The following is a 22,537-nucleotide window of genomic DNA, read 5'->3' on the forward strand; positions in this document are numbered from 1 at the left end:
ATAAAGTGAATCTGTTTTATCTCCTTCTAAACTTGAATGAGTTTCCTGCCACTCATCTGATCTACGTCGAACGGCCTTGGACATTAGAATCTAAGGCAATTTCTATCGAAAAGAATTCTAAGCCTGTCTTAAGTCTGAATATCGACAATATTGAGTACCAGTATTTTCTTGAAGTTGCGATGACAAGAAAACTGCTGAACATTTATTCAACAAATAATCTCTGTCTAGCAGACACCTGCCAGCGAATAATTGAATATGCGTTAAAGCAGCAGGACCACAACATATTTATAACTGACGCAAAGTCATAAAATTCGGGCAATCTGCTAGTATCTGTTTATGCTCAAATACAGCCTTGCCAAATTTATTTTGAATGGTATAGCTGGATGAAACCTGATCTTCTTCAAGAACCGTTATATAGGCTTTTACCAAATCTGGCTCTTGACCTTGTAACTGGTCAACCTGCATACAACCAAGTTGTCGTACATGGCTTTGGATTTCTGTCGGTAATTGATTATCCGCGAAAGTGGTGAGTTTCATGTAGGTAATGATATTCGGATATTGATTGAGTATATCTCCAGAGATGGGCAGACCACTATTTTCCAGTCGCTGTTGAGTCTGTGCATCCATGTGTACCTGTTTTAGATTATCTCGTGCCTGCTGTTGAAACTTATGCTCCCAATACTTTTCAGTTCCGAAAAATAGTCCGGCAATCACTAAAAGGCCAACAACAACAAATTTTATATTCATATTTTTATCCGTAGGATTTTAACTTAAAGGTTGCGCAGCCTCTTCCGAAACCGATGCAGCAAGTGCAACCATGTCTACTGGGGTATTCTTTTAAGGTGGTGGGATATATTCTTCCCCAGCTTTTAATGCTCTCACTTGTAAAAAACTTGGACAATCCAACAGCTTTTGCTGATGTTGCATCATGTCCGTACCAAATTTATTTTTGACATTCATATGAAAAACTATTTGATCTTCTTCAATCACATTTAAGACGGCAGTTCGAGACTTGTAATCAAAGTTTTGAAACGCCTCTACAGAATTACAGGCTATGTTTTTGACATTCTGTTCACTCTTTACAGAAAGTTTTTTATTTTCATTTTCAAGCCAGCGTGTATAAAAGCGAATATTCGGATACTGATCCAGAATTGTAAGCTCTACCTTTTCTCTTTGAAGTATGGGTTGATACTTCGCTTCTAAATCGGCAAATCTACCTGATTGAAGCTGCTGACGTGTTTGGTCTTCAAGTTGCATCATTTCATATTTGGGATAACCCCAAAATACCCCAAGCCAATCACGGCAATAAGTACCAGCATAATAGGCATATTGATCACCCGTCCTGTTTTTAGTTGTTTTATTCATCAGTATATTTTTCTGAGATATTAGAATACTTTTTGAACGATAGATATATGTTTTTAAGGTTTATTTTTAAAACTTTTACTTTTTAATTACTGCTAAAGAATGATTTTTCCTGATCTAATTTTTAATATTTGTCAATGCTCATGATCGATCTTAAGGGTTGCAAACTCAACTGGAGCTTAACCTTATTTCTCTGAACCCTTAATTCAGAAAGGCATCCCTGTATTTGAGATGATCAAAAACCGAAGAATAGCCGTAAAAGCTACTGTTTTTTTGTATCTAACTCCATATCCAATTTATTTAGAGGTATTTTTCGAGTACACTAAGATCAACTTTTACATGCTTTTTCTTTCGATGTGAGATCGAAGAATCAGCCTTCATGCCTTTGAAAATTCGCGTGGCCAACAACTGTATATGAATCAAAGCATCCATAATATGATGGAACCTACTCCACACATCCGTGTACTGGATGAATGGCAGGAGACGATTCCTGAGGATCTTTACATTCCTCCTTCAGCGTTTGAAATCCTGTTAGAGCATTTCGAAGGCCCGCTCGACTTTTTAATTTACCTGATCCAAAAAAATGGCTTTGACTTGCTGCAAGTCGACATTGCGCCGATTGCTGCCCAATACTTGTCCTATATGGATGCGATGAAGTCACTCAATATTGAGCTGACCGCAGACTATATGGTAATGGCGGCATTATTAGCGGACCTCAAATCCCGCTTACTTCTTCCAAAACCCAAAAGTATTTCTGCGACGGAACAAGATCCGAAACAGGAATTGATCGATCGTCTGGAAAATTATTTACGCATTAAACAGGCCGCAGAACGTCTGAACAAAATGAGTGTGCTTGAACGTGATACGTTTGAGACCAATGTCAGTCTGGGCGAGTTCATTCAACCGAATGAAGGTCATAACGTCAATCTGCTGCGTGATGCCCTGCTGTGTATCTTTAACCGTCCTGAGCCGGTGATTCATCAGGTGCAACAGGAACCGGTGCTACTTGAAGAACGCATTGCCTACATTGAAAGCTGCCTGGAAACTGGTGAAGTGCTTTCTTTTGCAGATTTACTCAAACCAAACCAGGGCCGGATGGGCATGGTCGTCACCTTCATGGCGGTTCTGGAACTGACACGTCAACAAAAAATTCAGATTATTGCTACAGGCGTTGAAGCCCCGCTCGCAATTCAGGGAGCACCTTTATGACCATTGACCATAGCTCAATCCTTACAGCGGAAGATAGTCTGCATGATGTTCTAATGCAGCTGGAAGCGATTATCTTTGCGAGTGATTCAGCGGTGTCTCTGGCACGTCTAAAAGAAGCTTTTCAGGATCGATATACCAAGCAGGAATTACGTCAGTACCTACAGCAACTGTCTATGCTGATGCATGGCCGCTCAATTGAACTGATTGAAACTGCTCAAGGTTTCCGTTTTCAAGTACGTGCGAAGTATCGTAATATTATTGCTCAGACATGGCCCGAGCGACCAGCGCGCTTGTCTCCTTCATTACTTGAAACTTTGGCCGTAATTGCCTATCACCAGCCGGTGACCCGGGCAGATATAGAACAAATTCGTGGTGTCACAAATAACAGTCAGATTTTGCGTTCGCTGTTTGACTGGAACTGGATTAAAGAATCTGGTTTTCGTGAACTCCCTGGAAGACCTGCGTTGTTAGTGACAACGCCACAATTTTTAAATGCGTTTGGCTTAACCAGTTTAGGCCAATTGCCTCCCCTGCAGGATGCCAAGGAAGCTTTTATGGCCCTCGATGCAAATGCACCGAAGTCATAAATAGGTGAACTGTTGATAATTATTTCTAAGGTTATGCTGTCATGAGTGAAAAATTGCAAAAGGTGCTTGCACGTGTTGGTTTGGGTTCTCGCCGTTATATGGAAGAAGTCATTGCCGCTGGTCGTGTAAGTGTGAATGGGCAAGTTGCCCAAGTGGGTGAGCGTATCGAACCAGGTGATGAGCTTCGCATCGATGGTCGTAAGGTACAATTCCAGATTGAGGACGAAATCCGTCGTCGCGTACTGATTTACTATAAGCCTGAAGGCGAAATCTGTTCACGTAACGATCCTGAACAACGTCCGACTGTATTTGATAACCTGCCTGCGATCCAAGGTGATCGTTGGGTGATGGTTGGTCGTCTGGATATTAACTCCACTGGCCTGTTACTTTTCACAAATGACGGTGAACTGGCGAATCGTCTGATGCACCCTTCCAATGAAATCGAACGTGAATATGCAGTTCGTGTCATGGGTGAGGTAACGCCTGAGCTGAAAAATAACATGCTCAAAGGCGTCGTACTGGATGATGGCCCGGCAAAATTCGAATCATTCTCTGAACTGGGCGGTGACGGTATCAACCGCTGGTATCAGGTGGTGGTGAAAGAAGGACGTAACCGTGAAGTACGTCGTATCTTTGAATCCCAAGGTCTGAAAGTCAGCCGTCTGTTACGTACCCGTTATGGCACAGTAATTCTGCCACGCGAACTGCGTACTGGTCGCTGGATTGAACTGGACAAGCAGGATATCGATAACCTGGCAAAAGCTGTTGAGCTTAAACCACGTCAAGGTACTGGTTTGTACGGCATGGCAAAACGCCGTTCTGAGCGTATGCAGGAAAAACCTATGGCAGCACGTCGTGGTGGTTTCCTGCGTCAGCAGCGCCGTGACAGTGATGAACCGGCAGCGAATACTGGCCGTGAACGTCGTGAAGGTGGTTTTGGCCGTCGTGACAATAATCAAGCCGGCTCACAGTTTGGTCGTCGTGAAAACCAGAATGGTACTCAGTTTGTACGCCGTGACAATCGTCCCGAATCAGGTTTTGGCCGACGTGAAGAACGTGATGAAAACACACCACGTCGTCCTTATGGCGTAAACAAAGGCTTTAACAAGTTCTAAGCCTTTGTTAAGATAAAAACCAGGCAGTTGCCTGGTTTTTTTAGCTCTAAAAATAACAATATGAAAAGATCCTTCTACTGTCAAAGCTCATTGCATCCCTTTCTATTCTTGACTTATATTTTAATAGGTTATCTACTTTTTCAATTCAGCTATTATCTGCGAATCACTGATCAGGACTGGAACTTTAAGCTTGCAATACTAAGTCAGTGGTTCTCGGCTATTTTTTATCAACCTGCTCAATATACTGATCACTACATCAGTATTATCACCTTGACCATAATGATGGCTTATTTGGCACTTTATGGAATCAGCAAGTTCAAGAAACTGGAGATAGACGCAGATCAAATTTATTGGTCTTTGGGTCATATGAAAATCGGTCAAATCTTTCCACTGAATGCCTACACTGAAATTCAGTGCATTTTAATTCCACCGCATAACCCCGACATTCATCTATTTAAACTTAAAACTGGTCAGGAAGAATTTGATATTAACATGAGTGAGTTTTCAGCTGAGGATCAACGAACCATCCAAATGTTATTAAAATCCTTGAAAATTCGATGTTAAAAAAATCCCGCTCAACTGGCGGGATTTTTCAAATCTTACATCTGGGACTGAATATAATTTTGCAGACCAATCAGCTCAATTAAACGTAGTTGCTTTTCAAGCCAGTAAGTATGATCTTCTTCTGTATCTGACATTTGCTGACGTAACATGTCACGCGTCACATAGTCACCCTTCTCTTCACACAGTTTCACGCCTGTTGCCAGTTTTTGACGAACTTCATATTCCAGTTTCAGGTCTGCTTTCAGACAGCTCACCACATCTTCACCGATTTCTACATCATCACGGGTCATGTTCGGTGTACCTTCCAGGAACAGAACACGGCGAATAATTGCGTCCGCATGCTGTGCTTCTTCCTGCATTTCATGATCAATGCGTTCAAAGATTTTAGTCAGGCCCCAATCTTCGTACATACGAGAGTGGATCAGGTATTGGTCGCGAGCAGCCAGTTCGCCACCGATCAACATATTCAAATAATCTACGACTTCTGGATTACCACGCATTTTTATAACTCCCTACCTTTATGGACTTATTATGGAGAAAATCTTCTGGATTTGCAAAATAAAATTTACGTAAATATATGATTTTTAAATAATTAAAATGAGAAGTACTTTCATTTACAGTTTTAGTTGAATAAATTCCCATTTATAAAACAATATCTTGCACTCAGTACTCAGCTTAGATGAACAAGATCAAAGTACTTTTATAATGTATTGTTTTTTGTAACTAGATTCAAAATCATTGTGGCCTATATTCATTGAACTGCATGCGTATCAAATCAGAAACGCTGAGTGTATCGGCATCAAGTTATCATATAAGCAAAATTGAGCTTGTTCATTGGTATAAACAAGCCAAATCTTCGTCATGCACCGACAAGCTCACTCATCCTCAGATGAAAATAAGCTTAAGCTGAAGTCCAACGTGCATTTCTCCATGCTTGTTGTTGCTTTGAATCTAAAAAAGTCCAAGCGACAAAACGACTTTCTTTTTGCCCCTGCGTCATTTTAATGATTTTCACATCCCCTGCTCCGCTCTTACGCAACGCATTTAAAAGCACAGGCAATGTGGTTTTCTTAGAAACGAGTGTGCTAAACCAAAGACATTGCTCAGCAAACTGTATGCTCTCTTGTACCATTTGGCAGACAAAGCGTTCTTCACCACCGTCACACCAGAGTTCATTTTTTTGACCACCAAAGTTTAACACCACCTTTGTCCGATCAACCGGCTTGCCGAGTTTTCTTAATTTTTGCGTTGCTGTGGCATCTGCTTTATCTTGCGAGGCATGAAATGGCGGGTTACACATCGTCAAATCAAAACGGTCTGTAGGTTTAATCAGACCTTTGAAAATATTGTTTGAGTTCTTCTGCAATCGAATCTGAATCCCTTTACGTAGATTTGGATTCGCCTCGACAATAAATTGAGCACTTTTAACGGATGCAGAATGAATGTCTGAGCCGACAAATTTCCAACCATAGCTACGATGACCAATGATTGGATAAATACAGTTCGCACCAACCCCAATATCTAAGACTTGAACTGCAGGTCCTGTTGGAATCTGACCTTGATGATTGGCACTCAACAAGTCAGCCAGATAGTGGATATAGTCGGCTCTACCCGGAATAGGCGGACAAAGAAAATCTTGAGGAATATCCCAATATTGAATGCCATAAAAATGTTTCAGCAATGCTTTATTGAGAATTTTCACAGCGTGTGGATCAGAAAAATCGACTGAAAGATCATTATATTTATTTAGGCTAACAAAAGGTGCAAGTTCCGGACAAGTCTTCATTAACTGAGGGAAATCGTAACGACTGCGATGCAGATTTCGTATATGTAATTCCGATTTTTGTTGCGGAAAAGTTTTCTTTGCTTGCGCCATGTGTATGCCAATCATCAACGGGAGAACAGAATCATCTGATGAGACAGGCTCAATACCTGTCAATAGATCGATATTGTACGTGAATTCAGTTCATCATGACGAGCCCGACCCAATCAAGCCATTAAAAAAGACATCCTCGGATGTCTTTTTTAATTCCTGCTTAAGATCGATTAAGCAGGAAGTTGACCATGCTCTTTCATTAAGGTAATAAACTGTTCTTCATTTAATACTGGCACGCCAAGCTTTTCTGCCTTATCCAGCTTCGAACCAGCTTTCTCACCTGCAACCACACATTTGGTTTTACTCGATACACTGCCACTCACACGTGCGCCTAAGGCTTGCAGCAATTGAGTTGCTTCATCACGCCCCATGGAACTTAAAGTTCCAGTTACCACCCAGCTTTCGCCATTCAAAGGCTGACGTGTTGGCGCAATTGGTGCATCCCAGTGAATACCCGCTGCCAATAGACGATCCAGTACTTCCAGATTATGCGGTGCCTGGAAGAAATCCAGAATCCATTCAGCCGTAATATCACCGACATCTGGGGTTTTCTTTAACGCATCAAGATCAGCACGACGTAAAGCATCCAGCGTCTGGAAAGTATTGGCCAGCATACGTGCTGTGGTCTCACCGACACCACGAATACCTAATGCATAAATGAAAGCAGCCAATGTCGTTTTCTTACTGTTCTCGATAGAATCAATCAAGTTCTGAACAGATTTCTCGCCCATTTTTTCAATCTGTAGCAGCTGATCACGATGTTCATGCAGGTGATAGATATCGGCCACATCTTTCAGCAGGTTCAGGTGTAATAGAGATTCTACCCAACGATCGCCCAAGCCTTCGATATCCATCGCCTTACGTGACACAAAGTGACGGATGGTTTCAATACGCTGTGCTGCACAATACAACTCACCTGAACAGCGTGCAAGTGCTTCACCTTCTGGCATCACTACAGGGGAACCACACACCGGACAGTTTTCTGGCAGATGTACTTCAACTGCGTCAACCGGACGGAATTCTGGCCAGACTTTTTCAACTTTAGGAATGACATCCCCACTACGGTAAACGCTGACCGTATCCCCGATCCGGACATCCAGACGGTGAATTTCCCCAATGTTATGCAAGGTCACATTGGAAACCGTTACGCCACCAACTGCGACAGGATTCAAGCGTGCGACAGGGGTCAAAGTCCCGGTACGCCCCACCTGCCAGTCAATATTTTCAACTGTCGTCAGTGCTGCAACCGCAGGAAATTTATAAGCCGTTGCCCAGCGTGGTTCACGACTTAAAAAACCCAATTGCTTTTGCTGTTTCAGGTCATTGACCTTGATCACCATGCCATCAATCTCAACACTGAGGTTTGGACGTTCCTCATTGATCTGCTCATAGACTTGCTGTACTTCTTCAATGCTATCGCAGATAAAATGACGCTCACCCACGGCGAAACCGAAGTGCTGTAGCCATTCCAGACTGGCTGACATCGTGGTCTGTCCATGATGCGGCACACACTGCGCAATACCATAGGCATAGAATGCGAGTGGACGTGAAGCAGCAATATTTGGGTCCAGCTGACGTAAACTACCTGCGGCGGCATTGCGTGGATTGGCAAAAGTCTTTTCACCTTTGGCCAAGTTCGCCGCATTCAGCTTTTCAAAACCGGATTTCGGCATCAAGACTTCACCGCGTACTTCCAGCAGGTCAGGCACCTTGCAGTGACCTTCACATAATAATTTTGGCAGGTTGCGGATAGTTTTTACATTCTGGGTAATGTCTTCCCCAGTTTCACCATCACCACGGGTTACACCACGTACCAATACACCATGTTCATACCACAGGGAAATCGCCAGACCGTCAAATTTCAGCTCGACATCATATTCAATTTTCTGGTTCGGCAAGCGTTCTTCAATACGGCGGGCAAAGGCAAATAAATCTTCTTTATTAAATACATTGCCTAAAGACAGCATCGGTACGGCATGCGTTACAGTCGCGAATTTTGCTAAAGGCTGACCACCGACACGGTTAGTCGGTGTATCCGGCTGCACCAATGCTGGATATTGTTCTTCAAGGGCTTTGAGCTGATGAAAAAGCTGATCATATTCACTGTCCTCAATCATCGGCTGATCCATCACATAATAGGCATGATTATGTTTGGCAATCAGTTGAATCAGCTGGCGCATTTGCGCAACGACAGTGGTTTCCTGGGTCATAGTTTCACCATAAAAAAGGGCGGAAAACCCGCCCTGTATATTCTTCAGTTTTGGCTATTATAAAAATCGAAATGTCCGGTTTCAATACAGAAACTTAGACTTCTGCTGGCTGTCCCGCACGGTAATCGATGGCCTGATGACGCCAGAACTCACGCAGCTGCGGTGTAAACTCCTGCTGGTTCTGATCATAGACAATACCGTCTACTTCACGGGCAATCAGACGTGAAATGCTGTCCATGGTGTCAAAAGCATTTTGTACATCGCTGTGCGGCAGTGCCAGGAAGAATGCCAGACCTTTCACTTCTTCAGTTGACAAAGTTTCCAGATCAAAACCTTCCATACCCGTATCCGTGATCTGCAATACCGAGAATAGCAGCTTAGAACCATCTTCGCTGTAGCGATGGAAACAAGCCAGCTCACCATAGCGCAGGCCGTATTTCAGCAGAACTTTTAGCGTTTTTTCACCAGACAATACACGGCCTTGTGGAATGACACTCAGCGAAATAATCATTTCTGCATTCGCCAATGCACACTCATCATCCACGACTTTCTGTTCATGCAGATGCGCATCAAGAATACTGCTTTCATCTTCAAAGTCTGAAATTTCAGCTTTTTCAATATTACTGTTCAGGCTAAATTCAACAGGTTTGACTTCCTCTGTAGCAGCATTTTCGGCCTTAGCTTCCTCAGCAGATGATTCTTTTACTTCAGCTTTTGTAACTTCTACTTCAGCCTCTTGAACGATTGGCGTATCCAGCGGGCTTGCAGATTCTGCTACAGGTTTGGCTGTTTCCGTCAATGTCGGCTCTACTTTTGCTGTTTCTTTTGGTTCTGTTGCAGGTGCTGTGCTTTCAACAGTTTCCGCATTCAGGCTCGGTTCAACACGTTGCGCCTCTGCCTCCTGTGCTGACAGCTGGGCACGTACATGACGCGGAATAACCGGTGTCTGACTGTCCGGATCAATATGTAATTCCGAATCCAATGATGGTGCTGCATCAGCAGGTTTTTTCATGATCATTCGAATGCCCAAGAGCATAATCACGACTGCTACAACAATCCCGAGAATAGTAGTGATTTCCATTTTATGCCTCCGCAGCTAAGCCGTATTCTTTTGCCTGTTCCAAATTCACTGTAACCAGTTTTGATGTGCCCGGTTCAGGCATGGTCACACCCAAGAGGTCTGTTGCCATCATCATTGCAAGCTTATTATGTGTGATGTAAATAAATTGCACTTGTTCTGAAAGCTCTTTGACTAAATTACAAAAACGCCCCACGTTCGCATCGTCCAATGGTGCATCGACTTCATCGAGCACACAGAATGGCGCCGGATTGAGACGGAAAATCGCAAACACCAGAGCCAATGCTGTTAATGCTTTTTCGCCACCAGACAATAAAGCCAATGAACTGTTACGCTTACCCGGTGGTCGTGCCATCAGTTTTACACCTGATTGCCATCCGTCTTCAAGACTTAAGCTCGCTTCACCGCCATTAAATACTTTCGGGAACAGGTTTTGCAATTCGGCATTGACCTGATCAAAAGTATGCATAAACAGCTTGCGCGTTTCCTGATCGATGCTCTTCATGGCTGCCTGCAACTGCTCGACGGTATTTTCCAGATCCTGAATCTGATGGCTCAGCTCATTATAGCGTTTTGAGACCTCTTCATATTCTTCAGATGCTGCAAGATTCACCGCTCCGAGCTTGTCGAACTGCGATTGGGCTTTTTCCAGCTTGGCCTGATGTACTTTGACTTCGATATTCAGACCATTAATGACTTCACTATTCAATTCTTTTAGCTGCTCAGAATAGTGTTGCAGATCAGATTTAGCTGCTTGCCAAGCCAGGCGTTTCTGTTCCAGTGCATTCCGCAGCTTTTCATCCTGCTGCTGGAACTGATGACGCTTTTCAGTGAGCTGCTGTTGTTTATTTTGTACCTGATTCAGTTCGACCTGCCATTCCGACCAGGTTTTTTGCAGTTTCCCTGTCAATTCCACCTGCTCGTTAAACTGGCTTTCCAGATGCGGCAGTTCTAACTGTACCGGATCAATAAATTTCTTGGCCTGTTCAATCTGTTGGAGAATTTGTTGATACTGCTCTTTCAGGAATACTCGGTCTTTTTGTAGCAATTCGACTTGCTGTTTGGACTGAACCGATTGACGACGGGTAATTTCCAGTTCCTGCTGAGCATTGTGGGTTTGCTGCTGGCAATCTTCCAGTTGCGTAGTCAGTTCATCCAGCTGGAATTGCAAGGTCTTATAATTCGGTAAAGCCTGTTCCAGTTTTAGATTTAATGCATGCAGATCAATTTCCAGATCATCTTTTTGCATTGCATCTTCTTCAAGCTGTTCATCCAGCTGCTGGAGCTGGTTCTGCAACTGCTGTTTCTGCACAGCAAAAGCCTGAGCAGTGCTTTGTACTTTGGCAATATTTAAATCCAGCTGTTGCAGCTGCTTCTGTGCCTGTTGCTGCTGGCTGGTGACCTGCTGTAGCTGAATTTGCAGCGCTGTGAGCTGTTCTTTTGCTTCAGCCAGATGCTGTTCAGCTTGGCAGGATTGCTCTTCCAGCTTAGCTAGTTGTAGTTCAATTTCATCCAGACGAATCCGGTGGCTCAGTGCGCCTTGACCTGCCTGACTGGCTTCATCAAACTCTAGTCCAATCACCCAGTCTGGACCGACATGATAAGCATCTAAACTAAGGATGGATTGACCCGACTGCAATTGGTCTTGTAGTTGTAGCGCTTGCTGTAGGGTTTCCACTACGGCGACCTGCTGCCATAAAGAATACTGTGGTTTTTCAATCCAGTCCGCCAGAGATTGGACATTTGCTAGCTGGATTTTAGCAGGCGATTGCTGTGCTTTCAGTTGACGTGCTGTATTTTCCAGAAAATGATCTGAATCCGAAAGTACCTGAGCAGACAGCCATTTTGCCAGGAATTTTTCGATCAGGCTGGCATGGGCTTTGCCCTGCTCATTCAGTTTTAGCACATGCATCAGTTGCACGGTATCCGCTTTAGCTGCCGGATTAGCTTTCGTCAGAAGTTGGGAAAGGTTTTTCTTTTCTGCATTCAATACTTGCAATTCAGATTTCAACTGCATCTGTTGTTGCTGTTGTTCGCTATGTGCCTGTTTAACCTGTTCCATCTGCTGGCTCAGCTCAGCATAATGGCTTTCTAGGCGAATCAGCTGTTGTTCAGTATCAGCTTTCTCCCGCTGATACTGTTCCAGCTCATCTTGCTGTGCTTGATTCTGAATCTGGGCGGACTGTTGCTGCAAGGTTTCTTTCTGCTGCTCGATACGAACGATATTTTTAGCTAGTTGCTCGCTTTGTGCCAGCATCTGCATCTTGCGCTGCTGTTGCTGTTCGACTTGAGTTTTAATCTGAGCAAATTGGGTCGCGACTGAAGCCTGTTGAGATTTCAGTTCCTGCAAACCTTGTTGCTGATCCTGACTTAAACCTTCCTGTTGTTGTAACTGTGTAGTTTGATCTTCTAGTTGCTCTTGTAGGGTATCCAGTTGTAATTCAATCAACTGTAAACGTTCTTTGGTTTGAGCTTTCTGTTGTTCTAGTTGCACCAGACTGGTTGAGTTTTGCTCCAGCAGAGACTGTTTCTGCTTCAGGTTTATTTCCAGTTCAGCCAGCTTTTTCTCAGCCTGTTGCCATTCATTTTGTAATGGGGTGGACTGCTGGATCAAACGCTGGAACAGCTCACTGGTTGTCCCCAGATCGTGCTCAACCGTGGTCAGTTCAGAACGTACTAACTTGAAGCTGTCACCTAGCGTGTTCATCTCAACGGTATATTCTTCCTGCAAGCGCTGGCTTTGCTCGCACTGGAATGACAGGATTTCAACTTTCAGGGTACGGATCTGCCCTTCGAGTTCTTTATATTGAATTGCAGTTTCGGACTGGCGTTTTAAGGTTTTGAGTTGGGACTTGAGTTCGGAAGCAATATCTTCTAAGCGAGACAGATTCTGGGTGGTATGTTCCAGATGCTGCATGGTTTCGCGACGGCGGGCCTGATAGCGCGATACGCCCGCTGCTTCTTCGATATAAACCCGCATTTCTTCAGGCTTGGCATCGACCAGACGGTTAATCATGCCCTGTTCAATAATGGCGTAGGAACGTGGTCCCAGACCGGTACCCAGGAAAATATCAGTGATGTCACGACGGCGGCATTTGGTACCATTCAGGAAATATTCAGACTTGCCATCCCGGTTGACCTGACGGCGTACGGCCAGCTCGTTATAGGCATTATACGCACCGCCAAGTTTTCCGTAGGTATTTTCAAAGCGTAGCTCTACACTCGCCACACCCACTGGCTTACGCTTCGCAGTTCCGGTAAAAATGACGTCCTGCATGCTGCCGCCACGTAACTGGCGCGCACTCGATTCCCCCATCACCCAGCGAATTGCATCAATGACGTTGGACTTGCCACAACCATTGGGCCCCACAACGGCAGTCCGGTTATCTTTAAAGTGTAAAGTTGTACTATCGGCAAAAGATTTGAAGCCTGAAAGTTTTAAACTGCTTAAACGCATAATGTCCTGATTTAACGGCGCGAGCGTCTCGCCCACGCAAGTTCAATTTGTTTCATCCGTGTTAGTGATTCCAACACAAGGTTGCGCAAGTGTCGACAAAAATCTTCCATAAATAAAGTGGCCTGATGTGATTTTCGGCTCAGAATTGCATCAGTTACCAGCTTAAACAGATCAAAAGATTCCTGTAGCTCGCGCTTGGAAATATTCAGGGTTAAAAAGTAACTGCGCCGCAGTGAAGGCAGTAGCTCATGGTAGTAACGCATCAGATAGGGATTGCCAACCATGTCCTGCTGCTGCGCCAAGCCCTGAAAGATCAAATCATAAAACTTTTCGGTGTGACCTTGACGGGTTTCCGCTTCTAATTGTTCTAATAATAGCTGAACACGCTCTGCCTCATGCGGGCGCCAGGTTTCAGCCATACGGTGTACGATCTGACCTAGCAGAAGACAGCACATTTCAAACAGGGCACGAACTTGCAGTGCAGACATTTCCGAGACAATGGCACCGCGGCGCGGGTAGATTTCGATGAGCTGGGTGCGTTCCAGCAATAATAATGCTTCGCGTACAGAACCACGACTGACATCAAGTTCTGATGCAATTCTCAGTTCCTGGATCCGCTCACCTTCCACAAGCTCACCACGAATAATCTGTTCACTGATATGCCTGGCGATCTGCTCAGACAAGCTGTTTGCTTTTTCCTCGTGCATGGCCATCCTGTCTTTATTTTTATTGATGCAGTTCTTGTCATGCTGAATGACTTTTCATTTATTTAACCTATTTTATTAAAGGAATGCTTTGACATTGTCAGACAATATTCTGTCTATGCAGCCAACCAGCCTCTATATAAACCAGTTTAGCGGTTGTTTATTCTGTTTTTATTCTCTTTATCAGCATAAACATATTGATCAAATAGAAAAAGAGAGTACTTAAACTCTCTTTTCTGAAATCTGCATTAAAGAAATTACCTTACAGAAAGGCACTGACACCCTGATAAATAAAATAGCTACCGACAACGCTTAATAAGGCCGCAAAACATTTCTTCAACATGACCGGTGACAATAGATGTGCCACTTTTGCCCCCACTTTGGCAGTAAAAAAACTCATGATACTGATGCCGATAAAAGCATATATATGAATATAGCCAATGGTATTCGGTACCGTAACATCCGACTGCTTACCAAACCACATAAATCCGAGTGCGCCAGCAATCGCTATGGGGAGTCCACATGCAGCTGAAGTCGCTACGGCTTTTTGCATCACTACGCCACAACGGTTTAAAAATGGCACTGTCAGACTGCCGCCGCCAATTCCAAAGATTGCAGAGGCAATACCAATTCCAGCCCCAGTCGCCATTTGTTTTGGCGTAGAAGGTAGTGTGCTTGCTGGATCAATCTTGACATTGGCACGGCTAAACATTCGTAAAGCTACCCATACTGCAAAGAAACCGATCAGAAGCTGCAGGCCTTGACCCGGTAAATAGTCTGCAATGCCTGCACCGAGGAAAGACCCAATCACCAAACCAGGTGCCAGATTGCGGAAAACGGGCCAAAGTACTGCACCTTTGAGATGATGTGCCATGACCGAACTGATTGAGGTCACAATAATCGTCGCCAAAGAGGTTCCCACTGCCATGTGCATGATGACACTTGGATCGTACTGGAGCTGGGTAAATACAATGTACAGAATTGGCACAATAATCAGGCCACCACCGACTCCAAACAGGCCTGCGGTGAAACCAGCAATTGCACCAATCAACAAATATATGATTAACTCCATAACGACATTTACCACGTTTAAATTCAGATGGATGTAGAAACTCGCGAACTGCAGCAACTGCTTAAAGATGCAGGACAACTGCCTGAAGTCCTGTTGCTGAAACCCGTCACCACTTCGACCAATGATGATGTTCGGGATCTCGCTCACAAAGGCATTCGACAGGTATTGGTCAGCAGTCGTGCCCAAACTCAGGGCCGGGGCCAGCGTCAACGCCAATGGATTTCTCCGGAAGGTAATATCTATTTAAGCACATTGCTGAATACAGAGATACCGATTGATGGTCGTCTCGCGCTTGAAGTTGCACTCAATATTCTGCAAATGCCTGGCTTGCAAAAGCTTGATCTGCAAGTGAAATGGCCAAATGATTTATATAGTCAGAATGCCAAATGGGGCGGCATTCTGGTAGAGCCGATCTCTACCCATCAGGCAGTGGTCGGTGTGGGAATTAACCTGGCGCCGATTGAAGCAGAACAATTGGATCAGCCGATCACTTCCCTTTCTGAACTGGGCCTGGCTACAGTGATACGCAACCAGCTGATTGCTGAACTCTATCAGGCCATTCAACAGGCGGGTCAATGGTTTAATCATGGCAGCCACAATCTGGCGGCCCGCTTTAATCATTATGCCGCTTTTATTCAGCAACAGGTGGAATTTACTGACCTACAAGGACAATATGCCGGTATCTTTGCCGGTATTCAGGAAGATGGCGCGGTGCAGATTGAGACTGAATCTGGTATTCAGACCTTTTATCAGGGGCAATTACGTTTAAAGACTGGTAGCTAAGGCAAGATCAATGAAAAAATTATGGCTGGATATTGGCAATACACGTCTTAAATACTGGATCACGGAACAAGACCGTATCATTGAACATGCGGCTGAAATGCATCTACAGTCTCCGGCGGATTTACTGCTGGGTCTGATTCAGCATTTTATGGGATCTGGCCTGCATCAGGTGGGAATCTCTTCTGTACTAGATAAGCAAAATAATGAACGTATCCTGAAAATTCTAAAACGCCTGGATATTCCAGTGATCTTTGCCAAAGTTCATGCTGAATATGCAGGCCTGATCTGTGGCTATGATGATCCGGCTCAACTCGGAATTGACCGTTGGTTACAGGTGTTGGCAGTTGCAACATCGAATACACAAAACTATTGCGTCATTAGCTGTGGTACCGCTCTCACCATTGACTTGGCTCAAGGGCAAAAACATCTGGGGGGTTTTATCCTGCCAAACTTACATCTACAGCGAGATGCCCTGATTCAGAATACTAAAGGCATTAAAATTCCAGATGCTGCGTTTGAAGAGCTGAGCCCGGGACGCAATACCATTGATGCAGTACATCACGGTATTCTGCTCGGGCTACTCAGCACCATTGAAAAGGTGTTGAGTGACTTTCCTGCCCAGCTGATTCTCACGGGTGGAGATGCCCCTCTGTTTGCACAGCATTTACAATCCTTTCACCCCGTGATTGAATCCGACCTGTTACTTAAAGGCCTGCAGCATTTTGCAGCTCATTTAGACCATATAGCCGCTGGATGACTTCCAGTAGCTGTGGGAAATCCGCATAACCATCAGTTTTTTCAAAATGTCCTGCCTGCAAGACTTCAAAAATCTGGGTATTGAGAAGTCGATGGGCCAGACTTAAAGACATGGCAGTGGGTACATGTGGATCATTGTTAGAAATGTACATAATCCCGTATTTATAGCTTTTGGAAAGTGTTTTGAAATCCAGTTTTACACTGCGCACCAGATCATTCAGTTCTGACCACATCACCAGCGGCTGATCAAAACCTGCCACCATCACTACCCCACGAATAGCTTTACGGTGAGTCAGATAGTGCTGTTCTACGAATTTCAGCACACTCAGGCAGCTCAACCCGTGTGCTACCAGAATGGTATCGGCATCCATTTGCGGGATCTGCACTGCCAGACTTTGTTGCCAATCTTGCATTTTCGGTTCTAATGGATTGGCTAACATGATGCGCTTAGCATCAATACCAAGTTTCTTGACCTGTCGACTTAACCACGGATACCAATGGTCATTAGAGGTCGACTGATAGTCATGAATGATATAAACGTTTCCTGATTTATTTGTCATAGCTGTATACTTATACTAATTGTTAAAATAATGATGCTACCGGCTCATTGTTTTAACATGTTTTACAAAGCTTTCAAGCAAATTTCCAGACCACTAGCACCCATTTTGTAAAGTTTAGTCTTTCAGCCTCGAAACGCTTATTGGCGTATAAGATTTGGTTCAATACTTTGCCAGACTTCAGGCAGTTCAGTGCAGCCTTGCGAGTCAATAAAATGACCAAAATGCTGCGCCTTAATCACTTGTGCATCCAGACTTTCTGCCTGCTCCAGACTAAATTTTGGTGCTACCCGATCATCACCTTCAGAGTAGATGACCACTCGTTCCTGAATCTGCTGCTTCAATAAATCAAAGTCAATTTGGGCAGCATCAATAAATGGATTCACTTCTTCCAGACGTCCGAGTCGCCCATTAAAACCAGCAATGAGTACGAGTTGCTTGATTTTCTGCTGTTTCAATTTATGAGATAAATAATGCAAAGCCGCAATAGTGCCTAAGCTGTGAGCGATAAAGATACTGTTCTCATCGACGCTTTCTATCTGCTCCTGCATCTGCTTTTGCCAGGTTTCCAGCCGAGGTGTGGTAGAGGGATCAAGTCGTAAAACTTTTAGACTCACATGTTCTTCCTTGGCTTTCTGCTGAATCCAGGGATACCAGTTTTCATCTGGACCAGCCGTATAGCCGTGTACCACAATCACTTGCGTCATTTTATTACTCCTGTGTTTGCATTTTTTAAAGAGTCTGCCTCAGCTAACGACAGGATTGGGTAAGTAAATGTATGCTTTGATTAAACTGTATATCTTAAAAAGCAAAAAAGGCGCATGAAGCGCCTTTTTTTAAACAAAGAACTTATTTCTTGTCGTTGCCGCCGAACAGTGGACCCATGCCACCACCGCCGCCAAACTGTTTCTGCAAGCCGCCGAGTGACTTCATCATTTTTGCCATACCTGATGGATTGGCAAATTTCTTCATCATTTTCGCCATCTGGGCATGCTGCTTGATCAGTTTATTCACTTCAGCAACATCCATACCACAGCCTGCTGCAATACGCTTCTTACGGCTTGGGTTCATCAAGTCAGGGTTACGACGCTCTTTAACAGTCATAGACTGGATAATCGCTTCCATTTTCTTGATTTGTTTTTCAGGGTTGGCTTGAGCAATTGCATCCTGAAGGCCAGCACTGCTCATCCCTGGAAGTTTATCCAGGAAGCCCATCATGCCACCCATCTTGTTCATTTGCTCAAACTGCATCAGCATATCTTCAAAGTTGAAGCTGCCGCCTTTCTGCAGTTTTTTCGCCATTTTCTCGGCTTTTTCTTTGTCGATTTTGCGTTCAACTTCTTCGACCAGAGAAAGCACGTCACCCATGCCAAGAATACGCTGTGCCACACGTTCCGGATGGAATGGCTCAAGCGCATCCAGCTTTTCACCCATCCCCAGGAACTTGATTGGCTTGCCAGTAATAGCACGAACAGAAAGTGCTGCACCACCCCGAGCATCACCATCAGTCTTGGTCAGGATTACACCGGTCAAAGGTAGAGCATCGTTGAAGGCTTTTGCAGTATTTGCCGCATCCTGACCAGTCATGGCATCGACCACGAACAGGGTTTCAGTTGGGCTAATCGCAGCGTGCAACTCTTTGATCTCGTCCATCATGTCATCATCGACATGCAGACGGCCTGCGGTATCGACAATCAGGACATCAGCAAACTGGATTTTTGCCTGTTCGATGGCACGGTTAGCAATATCAATTGGACGTTCATTGGCATTCGATTCAAAGAAAATCGCACCTACTTCACCCGCAACCGTTTGTAGCTGCTTGATTGCTGCTGGACGGTATACGTCGGCAGACACCATCGCGACTTTTTTCTTTTGACGTTCTTGTAAGAAACGTGCAAGTTTTGCAGCAGTCGTGGTTTTACCCGCACCCTGCAAACCAGCAAGTAGCACAACCACAGGTGGTTTTGCTGCCAGGTCGAGGCTTTCGTTCGCCGCGCCCATCATCTTGGTTAGTTCGTCATAGACAATCTTGACGAAGGCCTGGCCTGGAGATAACTGAGTCATCACTTCCTGGCCCAATGCTTCTTCCTTAACTTTCGCGATAAATTCACGAGTTACAGGTAACGCAACGTCGGCTTCAAGAAGTGCCATACGTACTTCACGTAACGTATCTTTAATATTGTCTTCGGTTAGCTGCCCTGAGCCAGTAACATTTCTTAAACTCTGCGTGAGTCGTTCTGTTAAGGTATCAAACATTGCAAAATCCGCTTAAAATAGCCGTGAGCAAAAAATTGTTTCTTAAAATAGAAAATTTATGCATAGAATGCTATAGGATACTGTAGTTCGCATCGAATTTATATAAATGAATATTCATCACCCTTAAAAAGGTTAGACATGGTTAGCCTCCCTCTGGTTTATACAATTTTGGCATTAGTCGCCTATACCGCATCTTTCTGGTATTTGTTTGTTCATTTAATGTCGAAACGTATTCCAAATCAGTGGTTTGTCGGTATCACAGCCGCTCTTGGTCTGGTGTTACATGGCATGGTTCTTTATGGTGACATGCACACCCCGATGGGGATAAATTACGATGTCTTTGTTCTGGTTTCGTTTACTTCAGGACTAATGCTTTTACTGAGTCTGGCTTATAGTACCTATCGCCCTATTCTGCCATTGAATCTGATTGGTATTCCGGTTGCAGCGACTGGCCTGATTTTAGGCTTTGCTTTTACCCCACAAGCCAAAATCATTGTGCAGAACTCGCTTGGTCTTGATATTCATATCATCCTGTCATTATCTGCCTATGCGGTACTGCTGATGGCCACCATTCAGGCGGTGATTCTGCGTTTTCAGGACCGTGAACTCAAGAAAAAACAGAAACGCCGGGTCTGGGTCAATCTGTTACCATCGTATCAGGATATGGAATCATTGCTGTTTGATATGCTGATGACCGGTTTTGTCCTACTGACTATTGCCTTAGGTTTCGGCTTCTTTACCATTGATGATTTCTTCGCCCAACACCTCGCACATAAAACAGTATTTAGTATTATTTCCTGGCTGGTCTATGGCGCTTTACTGATTGGTCACTGGAAATTTGGCTGGCGTGGACAAAAGGCTGTTCGTTTTACTTTAATCGGTTTTGGTTTGCTGGCTTTAGGTTTTATCGGTTCCAAGTTTGTGCTGGAAATGTTGTTGAATAAGTAAGTTTAAGATTTTTTTAAAATTAATATTTTCATAAGCCCAACTACTGGGCTTTTTATTTGCCAAAACTTAATCTGGATTTACTCTGCCTACCCGTACCGACAGGGGCCAGCGGATGACTCTGGGCAATTCCGGATCTTCCCATTCGGATAACATGGTATCTGCCAGTATATTGAGTGGATTATGTCCTAAAGCTTTGGTGGCTGCTTTAACAGCTGACCATGTACTCATATAACCAATCAGCTGGTAAAAGTTCCATTCAACTTGCAGCACAGGGGGCGAAATTGAAATTTCTTCAAATGGGAATATCAGATTCTGATAACCTTCATCTACATGAGGACGTTCTGGCGGCCAGTATGAAGCAAGTGTCACTTCATAAAAATGCCTGAAATAATGATTCAAATGCTCCTCATCAACATTAAAAACACCATAAGTAATCAAAGCCAGAATGGCATTTGGTTTCGCAATACGTTGTACTTCTGCATAAAACTTGTCCAGGTCCAGCCAATGTGCAGTTTGCGCTACCGAAATCAGATCAACACTCTGGTCAGCCAGAGGAATATCTTCTGCTCTAGCTTGAAGATATTGTATTTTTGAATGAGGCTTGGCTTGGGCAAGCTGTTCAGCACTGCCATCAATCGCAATCACCTGATCGAAGTAATTTGCCAAGACCTCTGAAAACTGCCCTGAGCCACAACCAACGTCTAGAGCCAGTTGTATATCAGGTGACAGCTCTGACAATATCTTGCCCAACATGTCTGGATAATGTGGACGAAACAAGGCGTAGTCCTGTGACTGCTGGGAGAAATAATCCTTGAAATGAGGCTGTTCCATACTGCCATCCTGAAAATTTATTGTTCTTTTCAATATAGCCATCAATATTTAAAACTCTATTATTTTATTGTGCTGAAGACAGCTGATCTGTTGATATGTACTAAATCCATTCTCACGCTCCCTCCCTTTATAAGCATGAAATTTAAACTGCCTGGACATTCAGGCGAAAAAGCCGTATAACACCGTTTTTCAAATTCACAGGTGTTGACCGTTGAAACTTGTTCTTGCACCCATGGAAGGCTTAACGGACCCGATTATGCGCGATGTACTGACATCCGTCGGAAGCTTTGACTGGTGTGTGACCGAGTTTATTCGTGTCACAGATTCGCTGTTGCCGGACCATGTTTACCATAATTATTGCCCTGAACTCCTAAATGAAGGTAAAACTGCAGCCGGTACACCGGTACATGTACAGTTCTTGGGGAATAATCCGGAAATGCTGGCAGCCAATGCAGTCAAAGTTGCTGCTATGGGTGCACCCGCAATTGATATGAATTTTGGCTGTCCGGCTAAAACCGTCAACCGTCATCGTGGTGGTTCAGTACTGCTGGATGAACCTGAAGTCGTGTATGAGCTGGTGAAAGCTGTGCGTGATGCGGTTCCTGCACATATTCCGGTATCCGCAAAAATGCGGCTTGGCTATATGGACCGTAACTTTATGCTGGAAAATGCCCATGCCATTGAAGATGCTGGTGCTGCCTGGGTAACAGTGCATGCGCGGACTAAAGCGGATGGCTATACCCCACCTGCATTCTGGGACCAGCTACAACCGATCCGTGAAGCCTTAAAAATTAATGTCATTGCCAATGGTGAAATCTGGACAAATGCCGATGCCAAGCAATGTCAGCTAGAATCTGGTTGTGAAGATCTGATGATTGGACGCGGTGCAGTAACGACGCCTGATCTGACTCAATGTATCCGTAAAAATAGTGATGATCCACTCATTAGCTGGAACGAACTGCTTGGTCTGCAAATTCGTTTTCTGAATGGTTCCTATAAAAAAGAAATGAATATGGTCGGTCGTTATAAGCAGTGGCTCGGCATGATGTCCAAGCATTATCCTGAAGCGAAGTCGCTGTGGGATGAAGTAAAACGGGTAAAACCGCTGGAAGAAATTACCGAAAAGCTCAGATATGCTCAGCATTCCGCTAAAAATCCCTGAACTTTTCAGG

21 protein-coding genes are annotated in these 22,537 nt (G+C 44.2%); 8 read left to right on the top strand and 13 right to left on the bottom strand.

What is annotated here, in order from left to right; all coding sequences use genetic code 11:
• Positions 1-5 precede the first annotated feature (5 nt).
• Positions 6-308 (top strand): hypothetical protein, encoded by a 303-nt coding sequence (locus C8322_RS14595; protein WP_103800230.1) that lies wholly within the window; start codon positions 6-8, stop codon positions 306-308.
• On the opposite strand, the gene C8322_RS09445 is transcribed toward C8322_RS14595, so the two are convergent.
• Together C8322_RS09445 and C8322_RS09450 are read right to left on the bottom strand one after the other, a co-directional pair.
• A complete protein-coding gene (locus C8322_RS09445) occupies positions 286-747 on the bottom strand; it encodes a hypothetical protein (RefSeq protein ID WP_076753143.1) in 462 nt (153 codons plus the stop codon). The two genes, C8322_RS14595 and C8322_RS09445, sit on opposite strands and share 23 nt — an antisense overlap.
• A gap of 90 nt (positions 748-837) precedes the next feature.
• Positions 838-1,365, bottom strand: coding sequence for a hypothetical protein (locus tag C8322_RS09450; RefSeq protein WP_004811201.1), 528 nt, complete (start codon positions 1,363-1,365; stop codon positions 838-840).
• A gap of 411 nt (positions 1,366-1,776) precedes the next feature.
• On the opposite strand from C8322_RS09450, the gene C8322_RS09455 reads away from it, so the two are divergent.
• From C8322_RS09455 to rluB, 3 genes are read left to right on the top strand one after another with little or no spacing between them, the layout of a single operon-like run.
• Positions 1,777-2,571 carry a segregation and condensation protein A gene (locus tag C8322_RS09455; RefSeq protein ID WP_026056761.1) on the top strand — a complete coding sequence of 265 codons (795 nt, stop codon included), beginning with the start codon at positions 1,777-1,779 and terminating at the stop codon, positions 2,569-2,571.
• On the top strand, positions 2,568-3,158 hold the full coding sequence (gene scpB, locus C8322_RS09460) for an SMC-Scp complex subunit ScpB (protein ID WP_004811206.1): 591 nt from the start codon (positions 2,568-2,570) through the stop codon (positions 3,156-3,158). Before C8322_RS09455 ends, scpB begins: the two co-directional genes overlap by 4 nt.
• 41 nt (positions 3,159-3,199) lie before the next feature.
• Positions 3,200-4,273 (top strand): 23S rRNA pseudouridine(2605) synthase RluB, encoded by a 1,074-nt coding sequence (gene rluB / locus C8322_RS09465; protein WP_004811208.1) that lies wholly within the window; start codon positions 3,200-3,202, stop codon positions 4,271-4,273.
• 599 nt (positions 4,274-4,872) lie between these two features.
• Here the strand turns inward: rluB and ftn are convergent.
• From ftn to C8322_RS09505, 7 genes are all read right to left on the bottom strand, one after another.
• Positions 4,873-5,337, bottom strand: a complete 465-nt coding sequence (ftn, locus tag C8322_RS09475) for a heteropolymeric bacterioferritin subunit Ftn (protein ID WP_004811213.1) — start codon at positions 5,335-5,337, stop codon at positions 4,873-4,875.
• A gap of 401 nt (positions 5,338-5,738) precedes the next feature.
• Positions 5,739-6,713 (bottom strand): 23S rRNA (adenine(1618)-N(6))-methyltransferase RlmF, encoded by a 975-nt coding sequence (gene rlmF / locus C8322_RS09480; protein WP_004811216.1) that lies wholly within the window; start codon positions 6,711-6,713, stop codon positions 5,739-5,741.
• A 170-nt stretch (positions 6,714-6,883) separates the two neighbouring features.
• Positions 6,884-8,923 (bottom strand): NAD-dependent DNA ligase LigA, encoded by a 2,040-nt coding sequence (ligA, locus tag C8322_RS09485; RefSeq protein WP_111810542.1) that lies wholly within the window; start codon positions 8,921-8,923, stop codon positions 6,884-6,886.
• A 94-nt stretch (positions 8,924-9,017) separates the two neighbouring features.
• Positions 9,018-10,004 (bottom strand): cell division protein ZipA C-terminal FtsZ-binding domain-containing protein, encoded by a 987-nt coding sequence (locus C8322_RS09490; protein WP_004811220.1) that lies wholly within the window; start codon positions 10,002-10,004, stop codon positions 9,018-9,020.
• A gap of 1 nt (position 10,005) precedes the next feature.
• On the bottom strand, positions 10,006-13,458 hold the full coding sequence (gene smc / locus C8322_RS09495; protein ID WP_004811222.1) for a chromosome segregation protein SMC: 3,453 nt from the start codon (positions 13,456-13,458) through the stop codon (positions 10,006-10,008).
• Between the two features lie 11 nt (positions 13,459-13,469).
• Positions 13,470-14,165, bottom strand: a complete 696-nt coding sequence (locus C8322_RS09500; RefSeq protein WP_004811224.1) for a GntR family transcriptional regulator — start codon at positions 14,163-14,165, stop codon at positions 13,470-13,472.
• A 259-nt stretch (positions 14,166-14,424) separates the two neighbouring features.
• Positions 14,425-15,234 carry a sulfite exporter TauE/SafE family protein gene (locus C8322_RS09505; RefSeq protein ID WP_004811226.1) on the bottom strand — a complete coding sequence of 270 codons (810 nt, stop codon included), beginning with the start codon at positions 15,232-15,234 and terminating at the stop codon, positions 14,425-14,427.
• A 27-nt stretch (positions 15,235-15,261) separates the two neighbouring features.
• On the opposite strand from C8322_RS09505, the gene C8322_RS09510 reads away from it, so the two are divergent.
• Together C8322_RS09510 and C8322_RS09515 are read left to right on the top strand one after the other, a co-directional pair.
• Positions 15,262-16,017, top strand: coding sequence for a biotin--[acetyl-CoA-carboxylase] ligase (locus C8322_RS09510; protein ID WP_004811228.1), 756 nt, complete (start codon positions 15,262-15,264; stop codon positions 16,015-16,017).
• Between the two features lie 10 nt (positions 16,018-16,027).
• On the top strand, positions 16,028-16,774 hold the full coding sequence (locus tag C8322_RS09515; RefSeq protein ID WP_004811230.1) for a type III pantothenate kinase: 747 nt from the start codon (positions 16,028-16,030) through the stop codon (positions 16,772-16,774).
• On the opposite strand, the gene C8322_RS09520 is transcribed toward C8322_RS09515, so the two are convergent.
• The 3 genes from C8322_RS09520 to ffh form a co-directional block, all read right to left on the bottom strand.
• On the bottom strand, positions 16,722-17,333 hold the full coding sequence (locus tag C8322_RS09520) for an RBBP9/YdeN family alpha/beta hydrolase (protein WP_004811232.1): 612 nt from the start codon (positions 17,331-17,333) through the stop codon (positions 16,722-16,724). The two genes, C8322_RS09515 and C8322_RS09520, sit on opposite strands and share 53 nt — an antisense overlap.
• Before the next feature lie 137 nt (positions 17,334-17,470).
• Complete coding sequence (locus C8322_RS09525) at positions 17,471-18,037, bottom strand: RBBP9/YdeN family alpha/beta hydrolase (RefSeq protein ID WP_004893278.1); 567 nt, start codon at positions 18,035-18,037, stop codon at positions 17,471-17,473.
• 142 nt (positions 18,038-18,179) lie between these two features.
• Entirely contained in the window at positions 18,180-19,586 is a 1,407-nt protein-coding gene (gene ffh / locus C8322_RS09530; RefSeq protein WP_004811236.1) for a signal recognition particle protein, read from the bottom strand.
• 138 nt (positions 19,587-19,724) lie between these two features.
• Here ffh and C8322_RS09535 point away from each other — a divergent pair, with 138 nt between their 5' ends.
• Positions 19,725-20,534 (top strand): cytochrome C assembly family protein, encoded by an 810-nt coding sequence (locus C8322_RS09535; RefSeq protein WP_111810543.1) that lies wholly within the window; start codon positions 19,725-19,727, stop codon positions 20,532-20,534.
• Positions 20,535-20,600: 66 nt separating this feature from the next.
• Here the strand turns inward: C8322_RS09535 and C8322_RS09540 are convergent, their stop codons facing one another.
• Complete coding sequence (locus C8322_RS09540) at positions 20,601-21,365, bottom strand: class I SAM-dependent methyltransferase (protein WP_004811241.1); 765 nt, start codon at positions 21,363-21,365, stop codon at positions 20,601-20,603.
• Positions 21,366-21,576: 211 nt separating this feature from the next.
• Here C8322_RS09540 and C8322_RS09545 point away from each other — a divergent pair, with 211 nt between their 5' ends.
• Entirely contained in the window at positions 21,577-22,527 is a 951-nt protein-coding gene (locus C8322_RS09545; protein ID WP_004811242.1) for a tRNA dihydrouridine synthase, read from the top strand.
• The last annotated feature ends 10 nt before the right edge of the window (positions 22,528-22,537 follow it).

It is taken from the genome of Acinetobacter sp. SM1B, from assembly GCF_003289665.1.
GTDB lineage: Bacteria > Pseudomonadota > Gammaproteobacteria > Pseudomonadales > Moraxellaceae > Acinetobacter > Acinetobacter schindleri.